Source organism: Propionibacterium sp. (genome assembly GCF_047719395.1).
Lineage (GTDB): Bacteria > Actinomycetota > Actinomycetes > Propionibacteriales > Propionibacteriaceae > Propionibacterium.
In genome coordinates this window covers 1-14,259 of the sequence record NZ_JBDNTB010000021.1, presented here as the reverse complement: position 1 = coordinate 14,259, position 14,259 = coordinate 1, and the positions used below count along the sequence as shown (strand labels likewise).

Sequence of the window (14,259 nt, the reverse complement as noted above, 5' to 3'; positions counted from 1 at the left end):
GTGCATCGATCTGCTGGTCCGTATGGCTGCGGGCGCTATCTTGTGCAGTGTGCGCACGCCCTTCCTCGCCACAGATCTCGAAGTCCTGACTGTCACACCCACCAGCGTGGTGATCAGCTGGATCACGCGAGCAGCTCGTCGTGGCACCGCGTTGCCACACCCGGTTCCGGCCAGCACGCAGCTGTGGCTGGGGCCCACCAGACTGGACGCGCGCATCGTGCACGACGACCCGATGCCGCGGGTCTTCCACCAGGTGGAGATCAAGGGGTTGGAGCCAGGGCGTGAGTACCATTTCCGGGCCGCCTCAGACGGGATCGCCGCGGTGCCGAGCCTGCGCGTCACCAAGGGACCATCCAGCCCCGAGCACGTCGGCCGATTCGTCACCCTCACCCCGCCGCCCGGGCGCTACATCACCACCATTGCGCTGGCCAATGACATGCATATCGGCGAGGACCGCCAGGGCATCGTGCTGGGGCCGCTGCCCACCTCGATCCCCCAGGCGAAGACGCTGCCCAACTATCCCGAGATCATGTTCACCGCGATGATGCGCGAACTGGACGCCCGGCACGGGCATCCCTTTTTGGCGCTGGGCGGCGACATCACGAACCGCGGCACCGAGGAGCAGGCGGCCACCGCGCGCAGGCTGGTCGACCAGTACGGCGTCCAGAGCACTGACTGGCTTGCGGTGCGCGGCAATCACGACAGGCCACCGCGTGGCGATACGGACCCCTTCGGCGAACACTTCGTCGGCTTCCAGCAGATGGTCCAGGCGTCCACACCGAGCGGCCTGCGCATTGTCGGCATCGACACCACCCACGGTTCGGGGGGCGGATCGGTGCTGCCCGAGCAGTTCGAGACGATCGAGGCCACCCTCCAGGACGATCCCGACCGCCCGACGATTGTCACCAGTCATCATCCCGTCACCCGGGATGCCTCGCTCAGCTCACCGGGCGGGCCGCAATTCATGCTGCGCCGCCAGGACCAGATCAGGCTGCAACGCCTGGAACGGGCGGCATCGGGGGTCTTCCTGCACCACACCGGGCACACCCATCGAATGCGCCGCGGAAAACCGGATGTGCAGGGACCGCACACCGAATACTTCGAGAACGCCGCCTGCGCGTCCTATCCGGCCGGCTATGCGCTCGTGCACCTGTACACCGGCGGTTATCTGCTCAACTTCTGGCGCACGTCCACCAAGCAGGCACTGGACTGGGACTTCCGCTCCCGCTGGCAGACGCTGGGCCTCGCGGTGCAGCTGATGCTCGGCACGACCAATGACCGCAATCACGTCGTGCTCAAGGACCTTTCCGGTCTGGAACCGGGACAACGGGAGATTCCCGAGGAGCTGCGCGTCTGAGACGCATCATGTGCGCCGTGCAGGGCGGTCACCGTCCAGGTCCGGCGCCCTGCACAGTTTCGCGCCATCACCGCACGGGCAGTCACATTGCCGCCTCGTGGCCCCGGACTCCGGGTGGCGACGGGGACTACGGACGCAACGCCCGCAGCTGGGAAATGGCGACGACCCCCGCGGTCGAGGTGCGCAGCACCGCATCGCTCACCCGCACGATGCGGGAACCAGCGGCTTTGAAGGCCTCGAGTTCCGCGGGACTGATGCCGCCCTCCGGCCCGACCACCACGACGCATTCGCCTGCTGACGGGATGGGCACCTCACGCAGCTCCTGGGTGGCGTCCTCGTGGAGAACCAGCGCCAGATCTGCCGCGGCCAGGCGCGAGCAGACATCCTCGGTACTCACGTAACCGACATCGGGAATGCGCAACCGGCGACTCTGTTTGGTGGCCGCGAGTGCCGTCGCCCGCCACTTCGCCAGTCCCTTGTCAGTCTTGGTGTCCCAGCGCACGACGGAGCGCGAGGCCTGCCAGGCAAGGATCTCTGCGGCACCCATCTCGGTGAGCACCTCGATGGCGATAGCGGACCGCTCGCCCTTGGCCAGCGCCTGGACCGCCACGATCTGCAGAGGCTCCGCGGGCTGTTCGATCAGCTCGCCGACCCGCACCGTGATGGAGGACTTGGTGACCTGCGTCACCTCGCCGCGCACACCTGATCCGGCACCGTCGCTGAGCAGCACCGACTCACCTGCCCGCATCCGCTTCGCAGCGGCCGCATGGCGTCCTTCATCGCCACTGACCACCACCTCGCTGCCGGGCACAGCTGCGGACAGCTGGGCGAGGAACAGCGCGTCGGTCATCCGGTGAATGCCTTGCGCAGCTTCTCGAAGAAGCCCTTGTCCTCGGCCCTGGTGCGGGCGATGTCATCGCCCGTCTCGCCACGCGCCTCAGCCAGCTGGCCGATGATTTCGCGCTGCTGGTCGTCCAGCTTCGTGGGGGTCGAAACCACCAGCGTGACGCCCAGGTCCCCGCGCTGCGTGCCATCACGCGAGCGCAGCTTCGGCACACCGCGACCCTTGATGGCCAGACGGGTGCCGGACTGGGTTCCTGCCGGAATGTCGAGGCTGACCACGGACTGCTCCGGCGTGGTGCCCTCGAGCTCGGCCTCCAGGGTGGTGATCGGAATGGTGCAGCCCAGCGCCGCTGCGGTCATCGGGATGGTGACTGCCATTTCAAGGTTGTCGCCCTCGCGACGGAAGACCTCGTGCTCGTGCACCGTCACTTCGACGTAGAGATCGCCCGCCGGGCCTCCACCGGGCCCGACCTCGCCCTGACCGCTGAGGTGGATGCGGTTACCGGAACTGACTCCGGCAGGAACCTTCACCGAGATGTCGCGACGGGTGCGCACGCGGCCCTCGCCGCTGCACTCGGGGCAGGGATGCTCGATGACGGTGCCGTAGCCCTGGCAGTTGGGGCACGGCGAGGTGGAGCGGATGTCGCCCAGGAAGGAACGCTGGATCTGAGTGACGGTGCCCGAGCCCTGGCATCGGGGACAGGTGACAGGCTTCTCGCCATTGGCCGAACCTGAGCCCTGGCAGGCCGGGCACGCCACGTAGGTGTCCAGTGTGCATGCCATCGTGGTGCCGAATGCGGCCTGGGCAAGACTCAGCTCCATGCCCACCAACTGGTCGGAGCCCTGACGCACCCGCGACCTCGGGCCGCGCCCGCCGCCGGCATTGCCGAACATCGCGCCCAGCAGGTCGCCGACGTCGAAGCCCATGGAGCCGCCACCACCCTGGGTGAAGCCGCTGAATCCGCCCATCCCGCCGAAGGGATCGAAACCGCCGGCTCCGCCACCGGCGTGCATCGGGTCACCACCGCGATCGAAGACGGCCTTCTTCTGCGGGTCGGACAGCACCTCGTAGGCCTCGTTGACCTGCTTGAACTTGTCCTCGGCGTCAGGATCATCGGTGACATCGGGGTGGACCTGCATGGCCTTCTTGCGATAGGCCTTCTTGATCTGCTCGGGAGTCGCGTCACGGCCGATGCCGAGAACCGCGTAATAATCGGTACTCATCAGTGGATGGAATCAACCTTCTGCCAGGAACTGGCCGACATAGCGGGCGACGGCACGCACCGCGGCCATCGTGGATGGATAGTCCATGCGGGTGGGCCCCACGACGCCGAGACTGGCGGTGGAGTCGTGGGGACCATAGATACTGGCCACAACAGAGGTGGTCTGCAAGGGAGTGTAGGGATTCTCCTGGCCGATCCGCACGGCCACGTCACCCGGATGGTCGGAGGCAGCCTCGCCGAGCAAGCGCAACAGCACCATCTGCTCCTCCAACGCCTCCAGCACCGGTTTCACGGTGGTCTCGAATTCGGCCCCGAAACGCGTCAGATTCGGCACGCCGCCGACCTCGACACGCGGAGACTCCTCGGCGGTCAGGATACCCAGCACCGAAGCCAGCACCTCCGAGGTGAGGGCGGGCGCCGGATCGTGATCCAACCCCCGGAGCGCCTCCTGGGCGGCAGCGATGGTCTGACCGTCCACCGCTGCATTGACCCTGTTCCGCAGTGCCAGCAGTTCTCCGCTGGTGGACAACGGAATTCTCAGTGCCCGCTGATGCACCGTGCCGGCCGATGTGATGACGATCACCACGAGTTCTTCGTCCTCCAGGCCCACCAGCTCGACGTGCCTGACCCTCACCGAGCTGGCGGAGGGGTACTGCACGATGGCCACCTGATGGGTGACGAGCGCGAGCAGCCGCACCGTGCGGCGCACCACATCGTCCAGATCGACCGAGCCCCGCAGGAAGGTGGACATCGCACGCCGCTCCGCCAGCGACAGCGGTTTCACCTGCGCGATCCGGTCCACGAACAGGCGATATCCCTTGTCGGTGGGAATCCGCCCGGCGGAGGTGTGCGGCTGGGTGAGATAGCCCTCTTCTTCGAGGGCGGCCATGTCATTGCGCACGGTGGCGGGAGAGACATCGAGATGGTGTCGCTCGACGAGTGCTTTGGAGCCCACCGGCTCCCTGCTGGACACGTAGTCGGTGACGATGGCCCGCAGCACGTCCAGCCTGCGATCATCGACCATCGTTCATCCCTCCATTTCCGCGCGTCCGGTTGTGCGCTGCTGCGCCGGTCACCGGCCTGGGCCCGCAAGAGCCACCATGTTTAGCACTCGGATCGAGCGAGTGCCAGCATACCCTTGTCCGGCCGGTGGATTCGGATGGTTCAGCCCTGCACCGGTTCAGCCTGCGCCGGTTCAGCCCTGCCAGGGCCACAGGGCCGCCAGCTGCTCACCTGCCCCGGCATCGCGGCAGGCGAGGATGGCGCTGCGCCCGCTACCGGGACGGTAGAGCCGCCCGTCGGCGTGCACGATGTCACCGCCGAGCTCCTGCAACATGAGTTGACCCGGCAGGTGATCCCAAGGCTTGGGAAAGCGGAAGACGATGAAGTCGATGGCTCCGGTGACGACATTCGGGTAGTCGATGCCCGCCGACCTTGTGGACTTCACCACGGGCGCGAGCCTGCCACCTGCGTCGATCCCGCGCCAAGGAGGAAAGGAGCTGGCACCGAGCGGTGGTTGTTGCAGGGGAAGCGGGCGCAGGCGGACACCATTGCAGAACACCCCGCAACCGTGCTCGGCCGAGAAACCCAGTCCGAAACGCGGTTGCCAGATCCAGCTGGCCGCGAGCTGTGCGCCACGCAATTCGGCGACCATCACCGCGAAGTTCTCGCTGCCCCGCACGAAGTTGTTGGTGCCATCCAGTGGGTCCACCACGAAGCAGTGCTCTGCCTCTCCGACGGCACCCAGCCGGGTCGGGTCGGCGAAGCAGGCCTCCTCCCCCACCACCACGGCCTCCGGATTCGCGGCCAGCAGAGCGACCGACAACGCTTCCTCGGCCTGGCGGTCGGCGATGGTCACGAAGTCGCCAGGGGTCTTGGACTGAATTTCGTTGTCGGTGAGCGCCTGGAATCGAGGTTCGATGAACTCCGAGCTCACCTGTTTGAGCAGGTCCATCATGTCCAGGGACGACATCTGCTCACCTGCCTTCCGGGCAGAGCGGATCTGCTCGTCTGGGCATTGAGCATCGGATCTACCCACCGAACTCACGCCAACTCCTGAACATGGTCCTGGGTCACGAAGTCGATGAGCCGCTCCACCTGGCGAACGAAATCGATGTCGAGATCGCGGTAGGTCCTCACCCGAGCCAGCATCGCCTGCCAGGCCTTTCCGACATCGGCCTGGTCGATCTGCTCGTAGCTCTTGCCGCGGGGCAGTCCGAGCGCGGCCAGGGTTCCCTTCTTGAAGTCCCGATCCATGGGCACCTGCGGCCAGGCCTTGAATCCCAGCACCTGGGGTTTGATGACCTGCCACACGTCGATGAATCGGTGGCCCACGATGAGCACATGATCCCCGTGGCCGGCGTGGTTCACCTGTGCCGCGATACGGGATTCCTTGGTCCGCGCAACCAGGTGGTCGATGAGCACTCCCAGCCGGTGGCCGGGGCCGGGCTGGAACTCCGCCACGATGCCGAGCAGGTCGTCCATGCCACCCATGTACTCCACGACCACGCCGACATGGCGCAGGTCGTCACCCCAGATGCGTTCCACGAGTTCGGCGTCGTGGCGCCCCTCGACGTAGATGCGGCTGGCCAGTGCTGTCCTGGCGGGTTCGGTGGGCCCCCCGCGAGATCCGGATGCCGTGTAGCGCGGCGTACTGCTGCCAGCTTTCAGTGGGATGCGCAGTGCCACTGGCCGGCCCTCGACGAGGTAGCCGTATCCACCCACCGGGAAGCTGCGGCGCCGCCCGGTGCGGTCTTCCAGCAGCACCATGCCGTTCTCCCAGCCCACCACTTCGCCGCAGTAGCCATCGGGGCCCACTTCGACGACGAGTCCCCTGCTCAGCGCCAGATCGGCGGTCTTGGGTTTACCGGCATGACGCCAGTCCCCCGCCAGCACGTCGTGTCCATAGCGATCCGCTGGGCTCATGGCTCCAAGCCTAATGGGAGCCCGATCAGCCGGATTCGCTCGTTCATCCGACGAGGCCGCGACGAACCGGGCCTCACCTGCTCAGAAGGTCGATGTGTCGATGACATAGCGGTAGCGCACCTTCGAGGCCACCACCTTGTCGTAGGCAGCGGTGATGTCCTCGCCCCCGATCACCTCCACGATGGGGGCGATGTCGTGATCGGCGCAGAAGTCGAGCATCTCCTGTGTTTCGGCGATACCGCCGATCAGCGATCCGGCGAGAATCCTCGCGCCGTGGGTGAGGCCACTCATGTGCAGGGTCGAGGCATGCTCGGGAAGGCCGACGTCGACGAGCACACCGCCGACGGTGAGCATCCCGATGATCGGATCCAGATCGGTGCTGCCCGAGACGGTGGTGAGGATGAGATCGAAACTGCCGCGCAGCGCGGATGCAGTACCCGGCTCACTCATGGCGTAGTAGTGGCTGGCGCCCAGGCGCAGTCCGTCGTCCTGCTTGGCAAGGGTGCGGCTGATCACCGAGACCTCCGCCCCCATCGCTGCGGCGATCTGCACCGCCACGTGGCCCAGCCCGCCCAGCCCGACGATGGCCACCTTCTTCCCGGGACCTGCACCCCAGTGATGCAGGGGTGAATAGGTGGTGATGCCGGCGCACATCAGTGGCGCCGCAGCACTGAAGTCGATGGCCTCAGGAATGTGCAACCCAAAATCCTGGTCCACGGTGAAGGCCTTGGCATACCCGCCGGCTGTGGGTGCGCCATTCCGATCGGGACCGTAGGTCCACAGCGTGCCCCCGGGGCCGTCGCAGAACTGTTCCGTGCCGTCCTTGCAGTAGCCGCAGACGCGGCAGGAGTCGACCATGCAACCCACGCCGATCTTGTCGCCGACAGCGAATTTGGTCACCTGACTACCGATCTTGGTGACAATCCCGGCGATCTCGTGTCCGGGCACCAGGGGATACGTGGCCTGGCGCCATTCACTGCGTGCGGTGTGGATGTCGGAGTGGCAGATCCCGGCATACTTCACGTCGAAGAGCACTTCGGTGGGCCCGGGCTCCCGCACCGTGATGGTCAATGGATGAAAATGCGTGGTCTCGTCGTCGCATGCGTAAGCGGTGACCTGTGGCATCAGAACTCCCCTGTTCAGTGAACGAGTCTGTTCGGCAGACGTGCCGATCCTATCCGCGCCATGAGTTCTCGGCGGCTGCGCCGATGCCGCGCACATCGCCCGTGTGCCATATCTCGGACTGTGTGCATTAGCACTGATTCACGCTGTGAGCGAGATCAGAATTTCAACTCGAGATGAAAGTCATTTGTGGTTGTCAGTGAGCAATGATGATTCGTATGACTGTGTCCGCCACACACACCGGATCTCTCGTCGAGATCCGAGATGTGCACAAGTTCTTCGGTGACTTCGAAGCTTTGCGCGGCGTGGATCTCGATATCGCCACGGGCGAGAAGGTTGCATTGCTGGGCGCCTCGGGTTCGGGCAAGTCCACCCTGTGCCGCTGCATCAATCGTCTGGAGACGATCGCGTCCGGCTCGATCAGGATCGAGGGCATCGAACTTCCCCAGGAGGGCAGGGCGCTGGCTCGCCTGCGGGCCGACGTCGGCATGGTCTTCCAGTCGTTCAATCTGTTCCCGAACTACACGGCGCTGCAAAACATCACGCTCGCACCCACGCATGTGCGCCGTCAGCCCAAGGCCGCTGCGAAGAAGGAGGCCATGAGCCTGCTGGAACGCGTGGGCCTGGCCGAGAAGGCAGACTCCTACCCCGGAGAACTGTCAGGCGGCCAGCAGCAGCGCGTCGCCATCGCGAGGTCACTGGCGATGCACCCCAAGATCATGCTCTTCGACGAGCCCACCTCGGCGCTGGATCCCGAAATGATCACCGAGGTGCTGGATGTGATGGCCGAACTGGCCGAGGGCGGCATGACGATGCTGGTGGTCACCCACGAGATGGGATTCGCCCGCCATGTCTGCGACCGGGTCTGCTTCATGGACGCCGGCCAGATTCTGGAAGAGTCCACGCCCCAGGACTTCTTCGAGAATCCCCGCACCGAACGCGCCAAGGACTTCCTCTCCAAGATCCTCAGCCACTGATTTTCAGTACCTTCCACACACCGCATCACCCCTCGGAAAGGAAAACAATGAGCATCACCTTCTCCCGACGCGGCCTGCTGGGGCTGACTGGCGCTGCTGGCGCCGCCGCTCTGCTCTCAGCCTGCTCGGGCAACAACTCCAGCCTGCCTGAGTCAACGCCGACGAACTCCACCGGCAGGCAGCCCTTCACCCTCGACCAGTACGACGCGCTGATCAAGTCCGGCCCGGTGGCCGATGCCTCCACCGTGTCGGGCAATTCCTGGGCCCAGGCGATCAAGAACCATGGCGTGCTCAAGCGCGGCGGCACCGACACCGGCGCCATCTTCAGCCTGAGGGATCCGGTGACCAATCGCGTGAAGGGCTTCGACGCTGGTATTGCCGATCTGCTGGCGCACTACATCCTCGGCGGCACCGATGTCTCCAAGCTCACCGAGCTGTCGCAGACCACCGTCGACACCCGCGAGACGATGATCCAGAACGGCACCGTCGACGTCGTCGTCGCGACCTATTCGATCACCCCTGCACGCGCCCAGAAAGTCGCCTTCGCCGGGCCATATTTCATCTCCGGAACCTCGATCCAGGTGAAGAAGGACAACACCTCGATCAACTCATACAACGACCTGAATTCTGAGGACAAGAAGGTCACCACGGAGACGAACTCGACCGCCATCCCGGCGATCGCCAAGTTCATGCCGAAGGCGCAGACCGTGCTGTTCACCGAGAACGATGCCTGCGTTGCAGCGCTTCGACAGGGCAGGGCGGACGCCTACGTGCTCGACCAGTCGATCCTGCTGTCCAACGCGGTCAGCTATGACGATCTCAAAGTCGTGGGCGAGCCCTTCACCACCGACCCCTATGGCATCGGTGTCACCAATTCCGATGCCGGCGCGAAGACCTTCGTCAACGATTTCCTGGAGAAGATCTTCAGCGACAGCACCTGGAAGAAGCTCTACGACGGCACGGTCGGCCCGTATGTTGCCGGTGAGGCACCCACCCCGCCGAAGATCGGCTCGGTCGAGGGATCCTGACCGGGGCACGGAGATAGCGGAGAGGCGAAGGCCCGGAAACCGGCAAGAAGGAGCGACATGGAGATCATCAAGGACAATTCTGCTGTCCTGCTGAATGGGCTGCTCACCACAGTGCTGCTCACGGTGATCGGCTATGTCGGGGCCGTCATCGTCGGAACCCTGATGGCGATCTTCCGGGTCTCGCCGATCCCGCCGCTGCGCGCGGTGGGCACCGTCTATGTGGAGTTCTTCCGCAATGTGCCGCTGCTCAGCCTGCTCATCCTGGTCACCTTCGGGCTGCCAGACGCAGGCCTCCTGCTTCCGCTGTTCTGGTGCGGGGCGCTCAGTCTCGTCCTGTCCGGCTCAGCCTTCGTCTGCGAGGCGGTGCGCTCGGGGATCAACACGGTCTCGATCGGGCAGTCCGAGGCATCCCGGGCGTTGGGCATGGGCTTCCGGCAACAGCTTCGGCTGGTGATCCTGCCACAGGCCTTCGCCAGCATGGTGCAGCCGCTGGTCAATGTCTTCATCGGCACGATCATCGGGTCGTCACTGTGCTCGGCAGTGGGAATCGCCGAGCTCACCAATGTGACCCAGCAGCTCAACATCAGGTACGCCGAGGCCATTCTTCTCTTCCTTGTCTCCGGCGTCGCCTATCTCGTGATGGCACTCGGCTCCGGCGCTCTTGGTGGCGTCATTGAACGACGAGTCGCACGAGCATCGCACCAGAGAGGAGGGGCACGGGCATGAGTGACAAGTCCCAGCGAATCCTCTTCGACGAGCCAGGCCCCAGAGGGCGCCGGCTGATCGTCGCCACCACCGTCATCGTTGCGCTGGTCATCATTGCGGTGATCTGGCTGGCACTGGGCCAGCTGAACGCCAACAACCAGCTGGATTCCCGCAAGTGGCTGTTCTTCACCCAGCCCGGCTTCAGCAACTATCTGGCCTGGGGTGTCATCGGCACCTTCCAGGCCACCATCGTCGCCGCCATTTTCTCGTTCCCCTTCGCACTGCTGCTGGCGCTCGGACGGCTGTCGGACAATCGCATCCTGCACACCATCTGCACGGGCTGGATCGAGTTCTTCCGAGCCATCCCGATGCTGCTGGTGGTCTATGCCTTCCTGCTGGCGCTGCCCACCTATGGGCTGAACTTCGACGTCTACTGGAAGCTCGTCATCCCCATGATCCTGGTGAATTCCGCGTCCACAGCGGAGGTCTTCCGGTCTGGCATCCTGGCGGTGTCCAAGGGCCAGACCGAGGCCGCGCAATCACTGGGCATGCAGTCGTCGATGACGATGCGGCTCGTGGTGCTGCCCCAGGCCTTGCGGCTGGTGCTGCCGAATCTGCTCACCCAGCTGGTGTCGCTGCTCAAGGACTCCACTCTGGGCTATGTGGTGAGTTTCACCGAACTCATGCGGCGCGGCCAGCTGCTCACCAGCTACACGCACTACCTGCTGCAGACCTATACGATCATTGCCCTCATCTATGTGCTGATGAACTACGGCCTCACCCAATTGGCAAAGTACTTGGAGTCGCGCAGCAACCGCAAGTCCGCCGGCAAGAAGACGGCGAAGAACTCGCTGGCCGTGGCCGGGATGGCCTGAGCAGCAACTCAGGTAGGCGCTACGGCGGCCCCGTCAGGCCAGCACGTCGCGTGTCACCGCGTCGGCAAGCAGCCTGCCGCGCAGAGTGAGCCTGGCACGGTCCTCCTGCAGGACGACGAGCCCACGGGCTACCTGCTCGCGCATCCGGCGGGTCTCGCCCCTGTCGAGTTCTGACATCGGGAGGCCATCCCGCAGCCGCAGCCCCAGCAGCAGACGTTCTTCGTGCTGGGTCGGGCCGTCGAGAATTTCGTGACCCTCCACGGGGAGCCGGCCTTCTCCCAGCATCTGGGCATAGTGCCCCGGATGCTTGACATTCCACCAGCGCACACCGTCCAGGTGGCTGTGTGCGCCGGGGCCGATGCCCCACCAGTCGTCGCTGTGCCAGTAAGCCAGGTTGTGCCCGGCTTCGTGGCCAGGACGTGCCCAGTTGCTGATCTCGTAGTTCTCCAGCCCTGCACCGGCGAGCACCTGCTCAGCCAGCAGATACTTGTCGGCCTGGTCGTCCTCGTCAGGAGCTTCCAGCTCACCGCGAGCGATCCTGCGTGCCATCGGGGTGCCCTCTTCGACGATGAGCGAGTAGGCGCTGACATGCTCGGGATCCACTGCCAGGGCCGCGTCGAGGGTCGCCCGCCAGCTGGTGAGGGTTTCCCCGGGCGTGCCGTAGATGAGATCCAGGGAGACATCGCGCCAGCCGGCTTGGTGCGCCCACCGGGCCACCTGCAGCGCCCTGCCCGGGCTGTGACGCCGCTCCAAGATGGTGAGCACACTCTCGTCGGCGGACTGCATGCCCAGGCTCAGCCGGGTGAAACCGGAAGCCAGCAGGCCATCGAGCCGTGCCGGCGTGAGAGTCTCCGGATTGGCCTCCAGAGTCACCTCGGCGCCGGGCCCAAGGCCAAAATGGTCGTGCAACGAGCCCAGCAGCGTTGCCAGCTGGGTGTCGGTAGCCATGGTCGGAGTGCCGCCTCCGAAGAAGACGGTGCTCAACGGCGGTGCCTGCGGGCCGAGCGCCGCAGCAGCCAGATCGATCTCGGCCAGTGCGGCAGCCGTGTAGTCCCCGACGCCCATGGGCTGAAGCTGCGCGGGCGTGTAGGTGTTGAAGTCGCAGTATCCGCAGCGCACAGCGCAGTAGGGCACGTGGACATAGAAGCCGAGTCGGCGGTCAGGGTGCGCCACGAGCCTGTCCGCCGGCGGGCATGCCTCTCCACTCTCGGGAGCAGTGCCTGCCGGTGAATTGCCGCTGGCCAACGCCATGTCGTCGCTCAAAGATGTCCGATGCGGGGAGCCAAGTGCCGTCAGGCCTTGTCGGTCTTCTCGGTGGTCGCCAGCGCAGCCACGAAGGCCTCCTGGGGCACTTCGACGTGGCCGACCATCTTCATCTTCTTCTTGCCCTGCTTCTGCTTCTCCAGCAGTTTGCGCTTGCGCGAGATGTCGCCGCCGTAGCACTTGGCGAGCACGTCCTTGCGGACCGCCCTGATCGTCTCACGGGAGATGATCCTGGCCCCGATTGCGGCCTGGATCGGCACCTCGAACTGCTGGCGCGGGATGAGTTTGCGCAGTCGCGAGGTCATCTCGACGCCGTAGGTGAAGGACTTCTCGCGGTGCACGATGGCGCTGAAGGCGTCCACCGGCTCACCGTTCAGCAGGATGTCCACCTTGACCATGTCGCTCGGCTGCTCGCCGTCGGGCTCGTAGTCCAGCGAGGCGTATCCCTTGGTGCGGGACTTGAGGGCGTCGAAGAAGTCGAAGACGATCTCACCGAGCGGCAGCCGGTAGCGCATTTCGACGCGGTCCTCGCCGAGGTAGTCCATGCCGAGCTGCTCCCCGCGGCGTGCCTGGCACAGTTCCATCACTGCTCCGATGAATTCCGCCGGGCACAGGATGTTGATCCGCACCATCGGCTCGTAAACTGCGGCGATCTTGCCCTCGGGGAACTCCGACGGGTTGGTGACCCAGTGCTCGGACTTGTCCTCCATGACGACGCGGTAGTTCACGCTCGGCGCGGTACTGATCAGATCGAGCCCGAATTCACGCTCCAGGCGCTCCTGGACGATCTCCATGTGCAGCAGGCCGAGGAAGCCGATCCGGAAGCCGAAGCCCAACGCACCGGAGGTTTCCGGCTCATAGACCAGGGCCGCGTCGTTGAGTTGCAGTTTCTCCAGGGCCTCGCGCAGCTCCGGGAAGTCGGCTCCGTCGATCGGGTACACACCGGCGAAGACCATGGGCTTGGGCTGCTTGTAACCGGCCAGCGGCTGATCTGCGGGTTTCGTGGCGAGCGTCACGGTGTCGCCCACCCGGCTCTGCCGCACGTCCTTGACGCCGGTGATGAGATAGCCCACCTCCCCGACGCCGAGGCCCTTCCCGACGACGGGTTCTGGGGAGTGCACGCCCAGTTCGAGGATCTCGTGGGTGGCGCCGGTGGACATCATCGTGATGCGGGCACGGGTGGACAACTGCCCGTCGACGACGCGCACATAGGTGACCACGCCGCGGTAGATGTCGTAGACGGAGTCGAAGATGAGGGCCCGTGCAGGGCCGGCGGCAATACCTGTGGGCGCGGGCACCTGCTTCACGATCTCCTCGAGGAGTTCGGCCACTCCCTCGCCGGTCTTGGCCGAAACTTTCAGCACGTCGCTGGGTTCGCAGCCGATGATCGAGGCGAGCTCAGCCGCAAATTTCTCGGGCTGGGCGCTTGGCAGGTCGATCTTGTTGAGCACCGGGATGATGGTGAGATCGGCGTCCAACGCCAGATACAGATTCGCCAGGGTCTGCGCTTCGATGCCCTGTGCCGCGTCCACCAGCAGCACCGCACCCTCGCAGGCCTCCAGGGATCGGCTGACCTCATAGGTGAAGTCGACGTGTCCGGGAGTGTCGATCATGTCGAGCACGTACTCCTGGCCGTCGACCTGCCAGGGCATCCGCACGGCCTGGGATTTGATGGTGATGCCACGCTCGCGCTCGATGTCCATCTTGTCGAGATATTGGGCACGCATCTCGCGCGCCTCGACGATACCGGTGAGCTGCAGCATCCTGTCGGCAAGCGTCGACTTCCCGTGGTCGATGTGGGCGATGATGCTGAAATTGCGGATCATGGCCGGATCGGTGGCTCCGGGCGCTGCGGTCACGCTGGTGAGACTCCTCGAGTGGGGGGGGGGGGGGGGGGGGGGGGGGGGGGGGGGGGGCCGGGCGGGGGCGGGGGGGGGGGGG

At 65.3% G+C, this 14,259-nt stretch carries 13 protein-coding genes; 5 read left to right on the top strand and 8 right to left on the bottom strand.

Annotation, left to right across the window (positions count from 1 at the left end; genetic code table 11):
• Window positions 1-49 precede the first annotated feature (49 nt).
• The gene (locus ABF648_RS05385) at window positions 50-1,357 is read left to right on the top strand and encodes a metallophosphoesterase (protein WP_415631269.1); all 1,308 of its coding nucleotides are present in this window, start codon (window positions 50-52) and stop codon (window positions 1,355-1,357) included.
• A gap of 127 nt (window positions 1,358-1,484) precedes the next feature.
• Here ABF648_RS05385 and ABF648_RS05380 read toward each other — a convergent pair whose 3' ends face one another.
• From ABF648_RS05380 to ABF648_RS05355, 6 genes are all read right to left on the bottom strand, one after another.
• Window positions 1,485-2,207: a 16S rRNA (uracil(1498)-N(3))-methyltransferase gene (locus ABF648_RS05380; protein WP_415631268.1), complete on the bottom strand. Its 723-nt coding sequence runs from the start codon at window positions 2,205-2,207 to the stop codon at window positions 1,485-1,487.
• Window positions 2,204-3,424, bottom strand: a complete 1,221-nt coding sequence (gene dnaJ / locus ABF648_RS05375) for a molecular chaperone DnaJ (protein ID WP_415631267.1) — start codon at window positions 3,422-3,424, stop codon at window positions 2,204-2,206. The genes ABF648_RS05380 and dnaJ overlap by 4 nt, the downstream gene beginning before the upstream one ends.
• Before the next feature lie 12 nt (window positions 3,425-3,436).
• Window positions 3,437-4,447 (bottom strand): heat-inducible transcriptional repressor HrcA, encoded by a 1,011-nt coding sequence (gene hrcA, locus ABF648_RS05370; RefSeq protein ID WP_415631266.1) that lies wholly within the window; start codon window positions 4,445-4,447, stop codon window positions 3,437-3,439.
• A gap of 171 nt (window positions 4,448-4,618) precedes the next feature.
• On the bottom strand, window positions 4,619-5,395 hold the full coding sequence (locus tag ABF648_RS05365) for an inositol monophosphatase family protein (protein ID WP_415631265.1): 777 nt from the start codon (window positions 5,393-5,395) through the stop codon (window positions 4,619-4,621).
• Window positions 5,396-5,466: 71 nt separating this feature from the next.
• Window positions 5,467-6,348 carry a DUF3097 domain-containing protein gene (locus ABF648_RS05360; protein WP_415631264.1) on the bottom strand — a complete coding sequence of 294 codons (882 nt, stop codon included), beginning with the start codon at window positions 6,346-6,348 and terminating at the stop codon, window positions 5,467-5,469.
• 81 nt (window positions 6,349-6,429) lie between these two features.
• Entirely contained in the window at window positions 6,430-7,473 is a 1,044-nt protein-coding gene (locus tag ABF648_RS05355) for an NAD(P)-dependent alcohol dehydrogenase (RefSeq protein WP_415631263.1), read from the bottom strand.
• Between the two features lie 215 nt (window positions 7,474-7,688).
• Between ABF648_RS05355 and ABF648_RS05350 the strand changes: the two genes are divergently transcribed.
• From ABF648_RS05350 to ABF648_RS05335, 4 genes are read left to right on the top strand one after another with little or no spacing between them, the layout of a single operon-like run.
• Window positions 7,689-8,447 carry an amino acid ABC transporter ATP-binding protein gene (locus ABF648_RS05350; protein ID WP_415631262.1) on the top strand — a complete coding sequence of 253 codons (759 nt, stop codon included), beginning with the start codon at window positions 7,689-7,691 and terminating at the stop codon, window positions 8,445-8,447.
• 47 nt (window positions 8,448-8,494) lie between these two features.
• On the top strand, window positions 8,495-9,475 hold the full coding sequence (locus ABF648_RS05345) for a glutamate ABC transporter substrate-binding protein (RefSeq protein ID WP_415631261.1): 981 nt from the start codon (window positions 8,495-8,497) through the stop codon (window positions 9,473-9,475).
• 57 nt (window positions 9,476-9,532) lie between these two features.
• Window positions 9,533-10,201: an amino acid ABC transporter permease gene (locus ABF648_RS05340; protein WP_415631260.1), complete on the top strand. Its 669-nt coding sequence runs from the start codon at window positions 9,533-9,535 to the stop codon at window positions 10,199-10,201.
• Complete coding sequence (locus ABF648_RS05335; protein WP_415631259.1) at window positions 10,198-11,055, top strand: amino acid ABC transporter permease; 858 nt, start codon at window positions 10,198-10,200, stop codon at window positions 11,053-11,055. The genes ABF648_RS05340 and ABF648_RS05335 overlap by 4 nt, the downstream gene beginning before the upstream one ends.
• A 33-nt stretch (window positions 11,056-11,088) precedes the next feature.
• Here ABF648_RS05335 and hemW read toward each other — a convergent pair whose 3' ends face one another.
• On the bottom strand, window positions 11,089-12,306 hold the full coding sequence (gene hemW / locus ABF648_RS05330) for a radical SAM family heme chaperone HemW (protein ID WP_415631258.1): 1,218 nt from the start codon (window positions 12,304-12,306) through the stop codon (window positions 11,089-11,091).
• Between the two features lie 41 nt (window positions 12,307-12,347).
• Window positions 12,348-14,144, bottom strand: coding sequence for a translation elongation factor 4 (lepA, locus tag ABF648_RS05325; RefSeq protein WP_415631257.1), 1,797 nt, complete (start codon window positions 14,142-14,144; stop codon window positions 12,348-12,350).
• Between the last annotated feature and the right edge of the window lie 115 nt (window positions 14,145-14,259).